The following is a 14,180-nucleotide window of genomic DNA, read 5'->3' as shown; positions in this document are numbered from 1 at the left end:
GCCGGAGTAACGACAACACCGAAACCCACAGCTCAAGGACTATTTTCGCATGTCAGCAAACTAGCCACCCCGACATACTCAGTCAGGTTCGAATCCTGCCGGGGGCACTCATGTGATGTCTCGGGACATCGTTGACAGATGTCCCGAGACATCATTTACATCTGGAGCCTGTTTTCGGGTGAGTTTCCGCATTTGACGCCGCGTGGTTGGTAGTCGCGGGTGGGGTCGAGGGTCAGTTTGCGGATGAGTTGGCCGGTGTCGCGGTGCAGGACGCGGATGTCGCGGTCGTTGATGAGCACGGTGACTTTGGTGCCGCGTAGGTGTTTGGACAGACCGATGTGGTGTAGGCGGCTGTTGTAGCGGATGGTGATGACCCCGCCGGCGTCGATCCTGTCGTGGCGTACCCGGTAGTGCGGTGGGATCTGGTACCCGCTGGGGAAGGCCTTGGGTCGGTCGTTGAATGCCTCGAGGGGTGTGCGGCGTCCTAGCGCCCGGTGGGATCGGACGGTGTTGTAGTAGTCGAGGAAATCGTCGATCTGGTACTGCAGTTCGTCGATGGTGGCTGCCGGGGGCAGGGCCCGTAGGTGTTTTTTGAGGGTTTGGTGGAAGCGTTCGACCTTGCCGCAGGTCTGGGGGTGATAGGGGCGGGAGCGGCTGTATTTGATGCCGAGTTCACCGAGCATGATTTCCAGGGCAGTGCGTCCGGCGCCGCGTTGTTTGGCGGTGAAGATGGCGCCGTTGTCGGTGAGCGCGCCCGCTGGTGTGCCCCATTGGGTGATGGCCGCGGTGACGGTGTCGACGACGTCGGCGCCGGTGGTGACGGGGCGGGCGGTGCTGGCCAGGACCACACGGGAGTGGTCGTCGAGCATGTCGAGGATTTCCACCGCGGTGTCATCGGCCAGGCGCCAATGGGTGACATCGGCTTGCCATAACTGGTTGGGCTGTTCGGCGCAGAAGCGTTTCCACGACGAGCGGGGCCGTTTTTGGGGCTGCGGGGCGACGAACCCGCGGCGCGTCAGGATGCGCCAGATCGTCGATACTGCAGGCGCTTTGGTGACGGCGGGGTCGCGGGTGAGGTGTTCGGCGATGGTGGCCGCGCCGGCGTCGTAGCCCTGTTTGTCCAGGGTTTTGCGTAACCGCATGATCTTGTCTTCGACGGTGGCGTCGATGGCCTGGGGACTGTGGTGTGGGCGGCGCGAGTGCGGTTCGAACGCCGCGGCGCCTTCGGACTCGTAGCGTTTGACTAGTTGCTGGACCCAGGTGCGCGAGACGTCGTAGTCGCGGGCGACTTCGCTTTTGCTGCGTCCCTGCACTACGACGGCGGTGATGACGAGCTGCGCCTTTGACATGGCCGGCCTCCCACGACAGCTGAGATGCCAACTATGTCCCGAGACACCTGCCAACTATGTCGTGAAACCAGACACTGCCGGGGGCACTCATTTCCCTGTATTAGTGCGGTTGAGGCTTGACATTTCGGCTTCGGGTGATGGCTGACAGTGTTTCGGCTGATGGTTGACAGTTGCTTCGGCTGATCCTTGACACTCCCTAGATGAGGGAGTTAAGCGTGGCCGAGCAGCGGTATCAGGCCGTGTTGGCCGTGATCAGCGATGGTTTGTCGATCTCGCACGTGGCGCGGAAGGTTGGGGTGTCGCGGCAGACGCTGCACTCCTGGTTGGCCCGTTATGAGGCCGAGGGCCTCGATGGGCTGCTGGCCCTCAGGGCACCGTCGTGCCGGTGGCTCCGCCGGACTCGAATCCGGGCGTGTCGAGGATGTCCTGTTCAACGCAGCCTGCGCTTCCGCTGACACCGGTGCACTGGGGCAATTGTTGCCCGCCATTGGGCCCGCCAACCGACGGTGTGAGGAACGGAACGCAGGCTGAGGTGAACGCGTCCACATGTTCACCGGACGGGCAGGCCGCGGTCGTGAGGGGATCGGGACCGGAAAACGCGGCAACCATCGGGGTGATGGCAATCGCAGCGGCAACGCCGCCCGCGAGAATCAACCGACGCACCGGAAAATCGGCAATCGCCATTTCGCGCATCCTTTCTGTGCTGATGATCTTAGTGGAAAGCCTATGACGGACAGAGAGATTCGCACATATCACAAATTGCATCGCGTAGAGCAGCGCCTGGCACCCGCGCTAACAAGTACGCTGACCGAAGGGATGTGCGGCAGCGCCTCGCGTCATTTCGGTTGCGGCTGTAGGGAGTTGGGCGATCCGCCACCGTGCCGGTACAGGCGCCACTTCGTGGCGATACTGTCGCGGGGCGGGTATCACGAGTGGTTGCGGATCACCGGCAGGGCGCCGGCGTTCGCGCAGGCCATCTGAGTATTCTGGGCCTCCTTATTGAGCTCGGTTGCCGCATTATTCAGGGTGTCGCCGTTGCCGCGAACTCCCATGATCACCACCAGCTTCGCGGCGTGCAATGACCACGATCGCATCGGATCCGCGATCTCCGGCTGCAGACCAGGCGTCGACGACGCGCTCAACGCCTCACCGGCTGCTTTCCGCAGAGCAGTTCGACCGTCCACATTATCGCCGCGGACTGCCGGATCCCGGTAGTCCACCTGTGCACCGTCACCGGCGATCGAGTAAGCGAAATCGTTGTAATACTTGGAGGAGAACTGCAGGGCCCCGGCCCACTGCCGGCAGGCCGCGTTCGCCGGTACCGCGGCGCCCTCTCCGCCAGGCGCAACGACAGGTGCTGGCCTTGGCGCCGGCTCCGGAGCCGGCGGTTCGGGTTGTGCGGATGCAATCGTCGCGCCGCTCAGCGTGAGGCCAAACGCGATGAGTGATCCAGCCAGCGTTCGCCCACCGACATGTGATGCCGTCATGCAGTCCTCCGAGTCTGGTAGGGCCTGAGGTCCGGAAGGCCGCGTCAACATCGGGCTTTCACGGTCAGGTTCGCAAAGTCCTTGGCGCGTGTGATCGTCGGCTCGACGCATGACGGGATCGTGAACGGACGCCGAACACCGGATGCCTACAAGGCGGCCATTGGATTCCGAAGATGTTGAGCGGTAACTAAATTGGTGCATCAGAAGCCTGTCGGGTGACGACCACAGCGTTGTGGGGAGCCGAGCCGCCAGCTAGATGAGAACCCGGTAAGAAGTGTTGGCCGTCCGTTCACCGCTTGGATACCGGGCGCCTGAATGATTCCCCGCGACATCTCCACGGATGCCGATGACGAGAGGCTCAACCCACCATGGTGAATCGCTTTGCTGTCCTGACTGCCGCCTGCACGCTGATCGCGGTCGGCACGACGCCGTACGCTTCGGCGCAACCGGCGCCGCCGCCGGATCCCCGGGTACAGCCGGTCGCCAATCCCGTACCACCCCCGCCGCCGGGTGGCGCGGTACCGTCCGGGCCCACGGGAACCTTGGATACACCCGACGGCTGGCATGTCGAGGTATCTGCCCGTGACGAAACCCAACTCCCCGTCGCGCCGCTGACGACCGCAGTGTCGTCGCGTGAGTATCTGGTCGGCGGCACGTTCGTCGGGAAGGTCACAGGCTCTGGAGCGACCGAACTGAAGGGCGGGACGTTGGTGGCCGGGTATCAGATCGGCTGCGGGATCTTGGCGGATGAAATTGGAATCGAGCCCGAGGGCGCAATTGGCGTCGCCCTACCGGTGCCAGCCATTGACGCCGAGATCGGCCTCGGCGGAGCCATAGACCTTCTCCCGGGTGAAGTGACCGTCGTTGACGTCGCCGAGAAGGAGTTCGAAGGCACCGAAACACGAGTCACCATTACCGGTTTGCGCGTCAAGTTCGACCGATGCGCTGGACAGTCGTTCATACGGTCGTTCGCGACGCTGTCTGTCTCGACCGAAGACACCGAGGATGTCATCACGTACCTCGGTGTCACCAAGGTCGTTTGATGCCGGCGATTCACAGCGCTTCGTCATGGGTGACGACGCGTCAAGGTGAGCGCGCCGCGCGCCAGTAGCGGCCGAGGCGTGAGCGCACGAATTGTCTTCTGCCAGTGAACCGATTGGCCACCGAGGCCCCAAGATCCCACAGGAAAGCTGCCGTGATACTTCAATCGAGAGGCCCACAACACACCATGTTTCATCGTTTTGCCATCCTGGCTGCCATTTGCATGCTGTCCCCGATGGGGGCGGCGCCGCTTGCCGGGGCGCAACCCCTGCCGCCGCCGCCCGGGCCGGCGGGGCAGCCGCCGCCGGACACCGGGGCCGTCGCGTCCAGTCCCCCGGCCGTCGTGACGACCCCTGACGGCTGGACCTTGACGGTAACCGCGCAGAACGAGACCCAGCTGCCGGTGGCGCCACTGACGACCGCGACGTCGTCCCGCGAATACCTAGCGGCCGGCACGTTCACCGGGAAGATAGACGGTTCTGGTGGCACGGAGCTGGACGGCGGAAAGATGGTCGTCGGGTATCAGATCGGCTGCGGCATCAACCTGGACAAGGTCACGTTGGGTGGCGGCATCGGCCTAGGCGGGATCGACTTCTTTCCCACACCGGATATTTTCCAGGAAGAACCTGAGGTCGGCCTCGACATCGGCGGCTCGATAGAGGTTGTGCTCCTGCCCGGCGAGGTGGAAGACGTTGAGGTGGTCGAAAAGGAATTCAGCGGCACAACTACGCGCGTCACCCTCAAGGACGTCCACGTCACGATCGACGGCTGCGTCGGTCAGTCGTTCCTGCGCTCGTTCGCGGTATTGACGAGTTCGACCACGGACACCGACGACATCGTCGCTTACTACGGGGTCACGAAGGCCGTCTGAGATCAGTATCCAGTCGAGATCGTGGGTGGCATGCAGCCATTCGAACAAAAGGAGACGTCAGCCGTGAGTATCCACGCTCGTATGACCGTGACCAGAGACGTGGTCGCGAGCATCGCGGTAGCCGGCGCGCTCGCCGCGGCGGCGGTCGCTTCCCCGGCGACTGCCGGCGCGGAGCCTCCCCCCGCACCACCCGTCGGTCCGGCGGTTCCCGCACCGCCGCCCGCGCCTCCCGGCCCGCTGGCCCCCATGGTTGGCATGCCGTTGGCGCAGAACGGCTCCCTCATGCCCGCGTTACCCGCCGACCCGAGCCAATATCTGCTCGGCCAGAATCCGCTGCCCTCGGCGCCGGGAGGACCGCCCGCCACACCGCCGAACCTTCGCTTTCCCAACAACGCCTACTTGCTGCCGCAGTACATGGAGCCCTCCGCGCCCGGAGAGGGGACGATGTTCGACGTGGCGCCGGGCGCCGAGAATGCGAACATCTCCGACTTCGACTACATGAGGCGGCTCTGGCACCTCTACCAGGGCGGCTATCTGAAGGGCAGTCTGCTGGGCCAGATGCCACAGGATCAGCTGGGTGCGCCGCTGCCGGGTACGGCGCCACCTCCCGGGACCAATATTCCGCCGGGGCTTACGCTTTCGGGGCCTCAGGGGCCACCAGTGCCGCATGAAGCGGTACCGCCGGCGCCGCCTCCCCCGCTGCCGTAGCGCTACCGGCGGTGGCCTATTGCTCGGCGCCGTGACGGGTATCGATGACGCGCTGAGCGATGTCGGCCAGTTTGACGTTGCTGTCCTGCGAGAGCTGCTTGAGCATCTCGAACGCCCGCATCTCGTCGACGCCGTAGCGTTCCATGATGATGCCCTTGGCCTGACCGATGCGATCCCGCGTGGACATCGCGGACTTGAGCTGCTCCCCTTCCCGGCTGGCCAGTAACGCGGCGGCGGCATGCGCGGCGAGGATCGCGCCGATCGTCTCGTCGTCGGCGTCGAAGGCGCGTGGCTTGGTGCTGAACATGTTGAGCGCCCCGGCGGTGCGCTCGGCCGTGTAGAGCTTGACCGACAGACCACTGAATATGTTGCGCTCGACCGCGGCGGCGGCGTATCGCGGCCAGCGCTCTTCGGATCGGAAGTCGTCGGTGCGCAGGATCGACTCGTTGAGGGCCGCCTGCACGCACGGCCCCTCACCGAACTGCATCTGGAGTTCGTCGAGCTCGTGAGGCAAATCCGAGGTGCCCGCGAGCGATTCGAACTTGCCTCCGCGGGCGACGAGCAGCACGCCGACTGTGTCCGCACCCGGGATCAGTTCTTTCGCCGTCGCGGTGACGTCCTCCAGCACCTGGTCCACGGTGCGCGGCGGAGCAGAGGCCCGCGCCAACTCGGCCATCCGCTCGGCCAGTTCGTGGGTTCGGGGCTGCACCATATGTTGAAGTCTTCCCTTCCCCGTCCTGCCCTACACGAATGTTTGCCGTTTTGGGCAGTGGGCACGTCCTACCCAAGCATGTGTGACGGTCGACCGTTACCCGTGCTGAGGTCTCGTCGGTTCAGACAGGAGCCGGCGGGGCCGCCCTACGGCGCCAGCCCCACTGCCCGGTTCTCGGCGTCACGAGGATCGCCGACGATTCGACCTGAACCTTCCGCTGTCACAACGGATTCGATCTGAGCATCTGCCGTGGACGTGTCGGGGGTGAGCTGCAACCTCGGGTGACACCGGCACTGCGGCTCCGGCGCGCGCGCAGCCCCGAGGGACGAAAAACTTGGGCAAAAAATCTGGCACTCTCCGATGCCGAGTGCTAAACTCGCAGGTGCACAGTGATTTGGCTGCCCGCCAGGGTGGCGGGCTCTGGATGACATAGGAGGTGAATTGCTGTGCTTCGCTTTGATCCGTTCAGTGAACTAGATGCTCTGACCCGGGGCCTGCTGACCAACCAGACCGGATCAAATCGTTCGCCCCGGTTCATGCCGATGGATCTCTGCAAGATCGACGACCATTACCTGTTGACCGCCGATCTGCCCGGTATCGACCCCGGCTCGGTGGATGTCAGCGTCGACAACGGAACGCTGACCATCTCCGCGCATCGCACGGCACGGTCCGACGAGGGCGTGCAGTGGCTGGCCAACGAGAGGTTCTTCGGCACCTACCGCAGGCAACTGTCCCTCGGCGAAGGCATTGACGCATCGGCCATCTCGGCGACCTATGAGAACGGTGTGCTGAGCGTGACCATCCCGATGGCCGAACGCGCCAAGCCGCGCAAGATCGACGTCGCCCATGGCGGCGGGCAGAAGTCGATCGAGACCACGACCGTCGAAGCCGGGTAGGCCACCTCACCGAAACTGCGGGCAGGTCGCGATCTGTCCGCAGTTTCGGCATGCCTGCAGCCGGGCGCCAACCCAGTCACGCGGTTCGGGCGACCGGCGACCACGTGCTCACCATCGTCCACACCGAGAGGAACGCCGCGACAGCCGCGACGGCCACGCCGAGGTAGAGGCCGTAGCCCGCAGAGACCGGCGGATACACGTAGAGCCGGTAATACCACACCGTCAGCACCACCAGCAGGACCGAAATCGACAGCGCTGCAGTCGATGCCAGCCGAGCCGAGAACCCACGCGCCGACATGGCGCCGGCGACGATCAGCATCGAGGCCAGCAGCGCGATGAGCTGTCCGACGCCGAAACCGGGTGCCGGCCCGGGCAGCTCGCCGACGACCCCACCGATCGCGCTGATGCGCGCGCCGTTCGAGGTCAACCACGGTAGCCATGCGCTCACCGATACGATCGCCCCACACAGCGCGACCAGCCATCCGGGACGCAGGCGCGACATCCCTCGAGCCTATCGGGTGTGTCAGGGGCGATCCGATCTCTACTGTGGAGTGTCCGACCGCGAAAAGGCAGGTACTGGGGATGACCGATCTTCCGGACTGGGCACGCCGCCTCGACCTGGCCCCCCACCCGGAGGGCGGCTGGTTCAAAGAGACCTGGCGCAGCGACCTGACCGTGCCGCAATCCGCGCTTCCGCCGGACTACACCGGTCCGCGCAACGCGGGCACCGCGATCCTGTTCCTGCTCATGCCGGGCCAGCAATCGGCCTGGCACACGGTGCGCAGCGCCGAACTGTGGCTCTACCACTCGGGAAGCCCGTTGCTGTTGGAGGTCGGCGTCGAGCAACAGAGTGCGGCAACACATCTGCTCGGCGCCGACATCGTGGCCGGTGAGCAACCGCAGTTCGTCGTGCCGCCGGGGCACTGGCAGCGCGCCCGCCCCCGCGACGACGAGCCGAGCCTGGTCAGCTGCGTAGTGGTGCCGGGCTTCGATTTCGCCGACTTCGCCCTGGCCGCTCCCAGCGGCTGAGCACGCCGAGCGCTACCTTATTGTGACCTTATATAAGCCTTATTTTTCTTAGAAATGGGTGTACGGTGGGTCCACGCGTGCGCGGCAGCGACGGAAGGAGCCCGACATGGATCACGAACCCGAACGGATCGTCCTGGTCACCGGCGGCTCGAGGGGCCTCGGCGCGCGGGTCGCGCGGCAGCTCGGCAGCGCCGACACCCACGTCGTCGTGACCCGCGACATCTCCGATGAGTTCGAGTCCGCGGAGGTGATCGAGGCGGTCGCGGAACGCTTCGGCCGGTTGGACACCTTGATCCTCAACTCGTCGGATGCGCTGGACACGGGCGCCGACCCCGCTTGCGCGATGCGCCTCAACCGTGATGCACAACGGCGACTGGCCCTGGCGGCGCTGCCGCTGATGCCGGTTGGCGGACGGATTGTCTTCGTCACCAGCCATCAGGCCCACTTCTTCCCCGACAAGGCGGTTCCCAAGGGTTATACGGCCGTCGCTGCGAGCATGCGGGCCGGCGAAACCGCCTTGCTCACAAGGCGTTCAGAGTTCCGCCGGGCCGGCGTGCAGCTCACCGTGGTGTCGGGCGACATGAGCCATATGACCTTCGCCGACGCCGTCGTCGACGCGGCCACCACCCCGAACCCCGCAAGCATCGTGTTCGTGGGCAGGGCCGACTATCTCATGACCGCCTGACGGTCACTGAAGCGACGACAGGTTGAACGCGGCGCCCGTCGAATCCGTGACCGCGGCCAACCGGCCGTAGGGGGTGTCCTCGGCGTCGCGGATCACGCTGCCGCCGTTGTCGAGCACCAACTGCACGGTCTTGTCGACGTCATCGGTGCCCAGGAAGAAGTTCCAGTTCGACGGCTCGCCCTCGCACAGGAAGGCGGTGCCGTCCATCAGGCCGAGCAACGCTTCACCGCCGAAGACGGCTGTGCTGTAGCGGAATTCGTCGGTGTCGGACACCGTCTCGATCTGCCAGCCGAACACGTCGCGGTAGAACTGCTGCGACTTGGCGTAGTCACGGCCGGTCCACTGGAAGTAGACGGGTGCGCCGTGCTCGTTGACCAGCTCGAAGCCAAGGTGCCCGGTCGGCTGCCACAGCCCGAAGAACGCGCCGCTGGGGTCGGACAACATGCCCATCCAGCCCTTGTCCTTGACCTCCATCGGCTCGGCGGGCGCCCCGCACGTGATGGCGCCGGCGGCCATCGCCTTGTCGAGCGTCGCCTTGACGTCGGTGGTGTGGAAGTAGGTGCTCCAACCGTCCGGGCTGTTCCATTGCGGGTCGTTGGCCATCATGCCGGCGACCGGCCTGCCGTCTTTGGACGCGTTGATGTAGCCGCCGTATTCGGGGCCCGCCGACTCGAATGTCCAGCCGAACACCGCGGTGTAGAAAGCCTGCGAACGCTCGACGTCCGAGGACGCCAGGTCGATCCAGGTCGGCGCGCCCACAGGGGCGGAATTACGGACGGGCACAACGGTCTCCTTCAGTCGGTGGTGGGTCGTTCACCGATGCAGACCACCGCCGGCTGCAAAACTCATCGCCTGACCCGAGCAGACGCAAAGTGCCCGAAAAAGTGCCGAGAATTGAGCACTTCACGTCTTCTCGCGCTCAAGAAGTGACCCCGAGTACCCGCAGCGCATTGTCCTTGTAGACCAGCGGCACCACCGCCGAGTCGATGTCGAGGGTGTCGAAGTCGCGGCGCCACCGATCGATTCGGATGTACGGAAAGTCGGGGCCGAACAACACCTTCGTGCGCAGTTGCCTGCTCATCGCCCGCACCAGCTGCGGCGGGAAGTACTTCGGGCTCCAGCCGGACAGATCGATGTACACGTTGGCCTTGTGCGTGGCGATCGCGATCTGCGAGTCCACCCACGGCACCGCGGGGTGGGCCATCACGATCGTCAACTCCGAGAAGTCGGCGGCGACGTCGTCGAGCAGCATCGGGTCGGAGTAGCGCAGCTTGATGCGGTGCCCGCCGGGCAGCCCCGAGCCCATCCCGGTCTGGCCGGTGTGGAACAGCGCGGGCACACCGGCTTCGGTGATCGCCTCGTAGATCGGATAGAAGCGACGGTCGTTTGGCTCGAACGCCTGCATGCTCGGATGAAACTTGAAGCCCTTCACCCCGTAGTCGCGGACCAGCTCGTGTACGCGGTGCACCGCCCGGCGCTCGTGCCACGGGTCGACGCTGCCGAACGGGATCAGCACATCGTTGTTGCGCGCCGCACCAGCGACGAGGTCCTCGATCGAGTTCGGGGCATGGCGCATCGCGGTTCGCGCGTCGATGGTGAACACCACCGCGGCGGTGTTGTGCCGGCGATACAGGTCGGCGATCGCATCGACGCCGGCCATCGCGCCCGGCGGCATCTTGAAGTACTTCTCCGTCGCTTCGACGAGGTCGTCGACGTAGGCCTTGTGGCCGTGGCCGTCGATCTCGACGTGGGTGTGGATGTCGATCGCTGCGATGCGGTCGAAATCGACGCCGTATTCGTACTTCTGGCCGCGTACCGTCACCTACGTGACGATATATGCGCTGAACCTCTTCGACATCGCCGATCGCGACGAGTACCTCGCCTACTCGAAGCGCTCACCACAGGAGGTTGCCAAGCACGGCGGTCGCGTCGTCGCCCTCGGACAGTTCCGGGAGGCGGTCGTGGGTGACATCGAACCGCGCAAGGTGCTGATCCTCGTCGAATGGGACTCAAAGGACGCCTTCGACAGCTACCGCGACGATCCCGACCTGGCGGACCTGCACCCGCATCGCGAGGACGGGTCGTCGTCGTACGTCTGGCACCTGTTCGATCGCCTGGACGATCTGCGGCCGCTGCTCAAACCGTAACCACGCCGAATGTGCAGCTGGCGACGGAAATAGGCCGAAATCCGTCGCAGACCGCACAATCGGCGAAGGACCGCGTCTTATCCGGCCGCCGCCTCCGGCGCGTAACCCAATGCGGCCTTGACTTCCAGGAACTCGTCGAACCCGAAGTGGCCCCACTCGCGCCCGTTGCCGCTGCGCTTGTAGCCGCCGAACGGCGCGTTCATGTCGAACCCGTGGTTGATCGCCACCGACCCGGCGCGGATCCGGCGCGCCACCGTACGAGCCTTCTCCAGGTCGGCGCCCGAAACATAGCCGGCCAGACCGTATTCCGTGTCGTTGGCGATCTCGACCGCTTGGTCCAGGTCGTCGTAGCCGAGGATGCACAGCACCGGGCCGAAGATCTCCTCGCGGGCGATCGTCATGTCGTTGGTGACGTTGGCGAACACCGTCGGCTTGACGTAGTAGCCGTTCTCCAGCCCGTCGGGGCGTCCGCAGCCGCCGACGACGACGGTGGCGCCCTCGTCGATGCCCTTCTGGATCAGCCCCTGGATCTTGTCGAACTGCGCCTTGGACGCGACCGGCCCGATCGCGGTCTTGTCGTCCGGGTCGCCGACCTTCACCGCACTCGCGACCTCGCGGGCGATCGCCATCGCCTCCTCCATGCGGGAGTTCGGCACCAGCATCCGTGACGGCGCGTTACAGCTCTGGCCGCTGTTCATCATCATCACCGAGACGCCCGCGGTCACGCTCTTGGCGAAGTCGTCGTCGTCGAGCACGATGTTCGGGCTCTTGCCGCCGAGTTCCTGCGTCACCCGCTTCACCGTCAGCGCGGCGTTCTTCGCGACGTCGACACCTGCTCTAGTCGACCCGGTGAACGACACCATGTCGATGTCGGGGTGGCTCGACAGCGCCGCGCCCACACCCGGACCGTCGCCGTAGACCAGGTTGTACACGCCCGCGGGAACGCCTGCCGCGTCGATGATCTCGGTGAAGATCTGCGCGCTGTAGGGCGCCACCTCCGATGGCTTGAGCACCATCGTGCAGCCGGTGGCCAGCGCCGGGAAGACCTTGCACGCGATCTGGTTGATCGGCCAGTTCCAGGGCGTGATCAGGCCGCAGACACCGATCGGTTCCTTGACCACCAGCGTGGCGCCGTGCTGCTCCTCGAACTCGAAGTTCTTCAGCGCATCGATCGCGGTGGCCAGGTGGCCGAGTCCGAGGTTGACCTGAGGCCCGGCCGCCAATGAGGCCGGTGCACCCATCTCCTCGTTGACCGCGTCGGCGAGGTCGGCTGCCCGCTTCTGGTACTCGCCCATGATCGCCTGCAGCACGTCGAGGCGTTCCTCACGGCTGGTCTGCGACCACGTCCCGAACGCGCGGCGCGCCGCCTGCACCGCCACGTCGACGTCGGCCGAGGAACCGATCGCGATCTTGCCGGACACTTTTTCCGTGGTCGGGTTGTCGACCTCGAGGGTGTTGGGCCGAACCGGGTCGACCCATTGACCGTCGATGTAGAACTTCAGATATTCGCGCATGGCTTGAGCCTTCCCTACTTTCCGCGCTACTGGGTGCCTTCTGCATACCAGGTGCGGAATCGGTCGTATTTGGGCATCTCCTCGGAGTTCGCCGTCGGGTCGATGCACACATGCACCACACCGACTTTGCCGCTGGCGTAGGCACGGGCGATCGCCGGGCCGATCTCCTCCTCCTTCTCGACGTACTCGCCGTGGCAACCGAAGCCCTCGGCGATCTTGTCCATCCGGACGTCCTTGCTCCAGTGCACGCCGGGCTGAGGAGACGGCTGTTCGAACGTGCGCTTGTACACCCCCACCTCGAGCCCCCACTGGTGGTCGACGCCGACCACGCACACCAGCGGCAAGTTCTGCCGCGCCGCGGTCTCCAGCTCCGCGATGTGGAACAGGAACGCCGAGTCACTGGTCAGCAACATGACCGGACGCTTGCCGCCCTCGGCGACCGAGGCGCCGACGGCGTACGGCAGGCCGGTGCCGAGGTGGCCGAAATTCTGGTTCCAGATCACGTCGCGCGGCTTGGACTGCGAGTAGGTCCACTGGAAGATCACGGTCGCGCCGCCATCGCGCACCATGATGCCGTCGGAGAGTTCGGCGAACGCCTTGGTCGCCTCGACGACGTAGCGCGCCGGGTGCACCGGGGTGCGTCCGGTCGGCGCCTCCTCCGCCACCCGCGCCAGCTCGGCGGCGTCCGACTTGATCAGGGCTTCGAGGTTGGCCGACGGTGCGCGCGGGGTATCGCGCAACGCCTCGACGAGCTGAGGCACCACGCCGCGCAGGTCACCGACGAGCGCCACGTCGACGGGCCGGTTCACGCCGATGGCGGTCGGGTCCTGCTCGACGTACACCCACTTGCGGTTGGCATCGTTGCCGGCCCAATGCTGGGTCCGGCCGTAGTGCATCGGCTCGCCGAGTTCGGTACCCAGCGCGACGCACAGATCGGAACCCTCGACCGCCTCGTTGGCGGCCGGGGAGAACAAGTAGGGGAACGTGCGCTCGGCCAGTCCCGGGATGAACGACGTGCCACCGGACGTCTGGATCACGGGGCAGGCCATCAGCTCAGCCAGCTCCTTGACCTCCTGCTGCGTGCGGGAGGTGTGCACGCCGTGACCGACCAGCAGGATCGGGCTCTCGGCCTCGCGGATCAGCCTGGCGGCCTCGGCGACCTCACGCTCCCCCGCGCCCTGATTGACGAGGCGATACCTGTTCGGCGGCAAGACTTCCGGAAGGTCGAGCTCTTCGAGGATGACGTGCGACGGGAACTCGACGTAGGACGGGCCCGGCGTGCCTGACATCGCCCGGCGGATCGCCTCGTGGATGATCTCGTCGGTCTGATCGGCGTACTCGATGGAGCTGCTGTACTTCACGGACGGCGCGAACAAGCCCTCCTGTTGCACGAACTGGATCCGGCCGCGGCGCACCCGGCGCTCGGTGATGCGCGCCCGCTGTCCGCCCAGGAAGATCACCGGCGAGTTCTCCACCAGAGCGCACATCATGGCTCCGGCGATGTTGGCCACACCGGGTCCCAGCGTTCCGATGCACAGACCGGGCTTGCCCGTCATCCGCGACGCCGCCTCGGCCATGAAGCCGGCGCTCAGCTCGTGGTGCGGCGCCACGACCGACCAGCCCCGCGCTTCGGCCTCGGAGAACATGTGCACGAAGTTGGGATCCGGGATGCCGAACAGCGTGTTGACACCCTCGGCCTCGAAGAGGTCCAGAATGCGCTTGTATACGGGTAGGCCCACGT

The 14,180-nt window shown here is 65.5% G+C and carries 16 protein-coding genes and 1 pseudogene; 8 read left to right on the top strand and 9 right to left on the bottom strand.

The features are described from left to right. Positions 1–155 precede the first annotated feature (155 nt). Positions 156–1,349: an IS481 family transposase gene (locus tag AU187_RS14080; protein ID WP_059098157.1), complete on the bottom strand. Its 1,194-nt coding sequence runs from the start codon at positions 1,347–1,349 to the stop codon at positions 156–158. A 200-nt stretch (positions 1,350–1,549) separates the two neighbouring features. On the opposite strand from AU187_RS14080, the pseudogene AU187_RS25080 reads away from it, so the two are divergent. Then, a pseudogene (locus tag AU187_RS25080) lies at positions 1,550–1,711 on the top strand (helix-turn-helix domain-containing protein); the annotation flags it as partial. Positions 1,712–1,715: 4 nt separating this feature from the next. Here the strand turns inward: AU187_RS25080 and AU187_RS25675 are convergent. Together AU187_RS25675 and AU187_RS26215 are read right to left on the bottom strand one after the other, a co-directional pair. Beyond that, a complete protein-coding gene (locus AU187_RS25675) occupies positions 1,716–2,033 on the bottom strand; it encodes a hypothetical protein (RefSeq protein WP_172800255.1) in 318 nt (105 codons plus the stop codon). Positions 2,034–2,275: 242 nt separating this feature from the next. Beyond that, positions 2,276–2,836 carry an Rv2240c family protein gene (locus tag AU187_RS26215; RefSeq protein ID WP_502687765.1) on the bottom strand — a complete coding sequence of 187 codons (561 nt, stop codon included), beginning with the start codon at positions 2,834–2,836 and terminating at the stop codon, positions 2,276–2,278. 368 nt (positions 2,837–3,204) lie between these two features. Between AU187_RS26215 and AU187_RS14065 the strand changes: the two genes are divergently transcribed. From AU187_RS14065 to AU187_RS14055, 3 genes are all read left to right on the top strand, one after another. Further along, positions 3,205–3,879 (top strand): MspA family porin, encoded by a 675-nt coding sequence (locus AU187_RS14065; RefSeq protein ID WP_059098159.1) that lies wholly within the window; start codon positions 3,205–3,207, stop codon positions 3,877–3,879. Positions 3,880–4,064: 185 nt separating this feature from the next. Next, complete coding sequence (locus AU187_RS14060; RefSeq protein WP_059098160.1) at positions 4,065–4,748, top strand: MspA family porin; 684 nt, start codon at positions 4,065–4,067, stop codon at positions 4,746–4,748. 81 nt (positions 4,749–4,829) lie between these two features. Beyond that, positions 4,830–5,456, top strand: a complete 627-nt coding sequence (locus AU187_RS14055; protein WP_059098161.1) for a hypothetical protein — start codon at positions 4,830–4,832, stop codon at positions 5,454–5,456. A 16-nt stretch (positions 5,457–5,472) separates the two neighbouring features. Here the strand turns inward: AU187_RS14055 and AU187_RS14050 are convergent, their stop codons facing one another. Continuing rightward, positions 5,473–6,168 carry a GAF and ANTAR domain-containing protein gene (locus AU187_RS14050; RefSeq protein ID WP_059166874.1) on the bottom strand — a complete coding sequence of 232 codons (696 nt, stop codon included), beginning with the start codon at positions 6,166–6,168 and terminating at the stop codon, positions 5,473–5,475. Between the two features lie 446 nt (positions 6,169–6,614). Here AU187_RS14050 and AU187_RS14045 point away from each other — a divergent pair, with 446 nt between their 5' ends. Next, on the top strand, positions 6,615–7,064 hold the full coding sequence (locus AU187_RS14045; protein ID WP_059098163.1) for an Hsp20/alpha crystallin family protein: 450 nt from the start codon (positions 6,615–6,617) through the stop codon (positions 7,062–7,064). 76 nt (positions 7,065–7,140) lie between these two features. Here AU187_RS14045 and AU187_RS14040 read toward each other — a convergent pair whose 3' ends face one another. After that, positions 7,141–7,566: a hypothetical protein gene (locus AU187_RS14040; RefSeq protein WP_059098164.1), complete on the bottom strand. Its 426-nt coding sequence runs from the start codon at positions 7,564–7,566 to the stop codon at positions 7,141–7,143. Positions 7,567–7,646: 80 nt separating this feature from the next. Here AU187_RS14040 and AU187_RS14035 point away from each other — a divergent pair, with 80 nt between their 5' ends. After that, entirely contained in the window at positions 7,647–8,093 is a 447-nt protein-coding gene (locus AU187_RS14035; protein ID WP_059098165.1) for a cupin domain-containing protein, read from the top strand. A 106-nt stretch (positions 8,094–8,199) separates the two neighbouring features. Further along, positions 8,200–8,778: an SDR family oxidoreductase gene (locus AU187_RS14030; RefSeq protein WP_059098166.1), complete on the top strand. Its 579-nt coding sequence runs from the start codon at positions 8,200–8,202 to the stop codon at positions 8,776–8,778. Positions 8,779–8,781: 3 nt separating this feature from the next. Here AU187_RS14030 and AU187_RS14025 read toward each other — a convergent pair whose 3' ends face one another. Together AU187_RS14025 and AU187_RS14020 are read right to left on the bottom strand one after the other, a co-directional pair. Next, entirely contained in the window at positions 8,782–9,561 is a 780-nt protein-coding gene (locus AU187_RS14025) for a VOC family protein (protein WP_059098167.1), read from the bottom strand. Positions 9,562–9,697: 136 nt separating this feature from the next. Continuing rightward, a complete protein-coding gene (locus AU187_RS14020; RefSeq protein ID WP_059166873.1) occupies positions 9,698–10,600 on the bottom strand; it encodes an amidohydrolase family protein in 903 nt (300 codons plus the stop codon). 4 nt (positions 10,601–10,604) lie between these two features. On the opposite strand from AU187_RS14020, the gene AU187_RS14015 reads away from it, so the two are divergent. Next, the gene (locus AU187_RS14015; protein WP_172800260.1) at positions 10,605–10,925 is read left to right on the top strand and encodes a DUF1330 domain-containing protein; all 321 of its coding nucleotides are present in this window, start codon (positions 10,605–10,607) and stop codon (positions 10,923–10,925) included. A gap of 77 nt (positions 10,926–11,002) precedes the next feature. Here AU187_RS14015 and AU187_RS14010 read toward each other — a convergent pair whose 3' ends face one another. After that, positions 11,003–12,439: an aldehyde dehydrogenase family protein gene (locus tag AU187_RS14010; RefSeq protein ID WP_059098169.1), complete on the bottom strand. Its 1,437-nt coding sequence runs from the start codon at positions 12,437–12,439 to the stop codon at positions 11,003–11,005. Positions 12,440–12,465: 26 nt separating this feature from the next. Continuing rightward, entirely contained in the window at positions 12,466–14,178 is a 1,713-nt protein-coding gene (locus AU187_RS14005) for a thiamine pyrophosphate-binding protein (RefSeq protein WP_059098170.1), read from the bottom strand. Between the last annotated feature and the right edge of the window lie 2 nt (positions 14,179–14,180).

Origin of the sequence: Mycobacterium sp. IS-1556, from assembly GCF_001499985.1 — a bacterium.
In the GTDB taxonomy this organism is placed as follows: domain Bacteria; phylum Actinomycetota; class Actinomycetes; order Mycobacteriales; family Mycobacteriaceae; genus Mycobacterium.
Note: the sequence above shows the minus strand (reverse complement) of the source record. Positions and strands in the feature narration are given on the sequence as shown.

Coding starts and splice junctions, on each gene's coding strand:
- AU187_RS14055 (WP_059098161.1), top strand. CDS start 4,830: ATGACCGTGACCAGAGACGTGGTCGCGAGCATCGCGGTAGCCGGCGCG.
- AU187_RS14065 (WP_059098159.1), top strand. CDS start 3,205: ATGGTGAATCGCTTTGCTGTCCTGACTGCCGCCTGCACGCTGATCGCG.
- AU187_RS14035 (WP_059098165.1), top strand. CDS start 7,647: ATGACCGATCTTCCGGACTGGGCACGCCGCCTCGACCTGGCCCCCCAC.
- AU187_RS14080 (WP_059098157.1), bottom strand. CDS start 1,349: ATGTCAAAGGCGCAGCTCGTCATCACCGCCGTCGTAGTGCAGGGACGC.
- AU187_RS14060 (WP_059098160.1), top strand. CDS start 4,065: ATGTTTCATCGTTTTGCCATCCTGGCTGCCATTTGCATGCTGTCCCCG.
- AU187_RS14040 (WP_059098164.1), bottom strand. CDS start 7,566: ATGTCGCGCCTGCGTCCCGGATGGCTGGTCGCGCTGTGTGGGGCGATC.
- AU187_RS14030 (WP_059098166.1), top strand. CDS start 8,200: ATGGATCACGAACCCGAACGGATCGTCCTGGTCACCGGCGGCTCGAGG.
- AU187_RS26215 (WP_502687765.1), bottom strand. CDS start 2,836: ATGACGGCATCACATGTCGGTGGGCGAACGCTGGCTGGATCACTCATC.
- AU187_RS25675 (WP_172800255.1), bottom strand. CDS start 2,033: ATGGCGATTGCCGATTTTCCGGTGCGTCGGTTGATTCTCGCGGGCGGC.
- AU187_RS14010 (WP_059098169.1), bottom strand. CDS start 12,439: ATGCGCGAATATCTGAAGTTCTACATCGACGGTCAATGGGTCGACCCG.
- AU187_RS14050 (WP_059166874.1), bottom strand. CDS start 6,168: ATGGTGCAGCCCCGAACCCACGAACTGGCCGAGCGGATGGCCGAGTTG.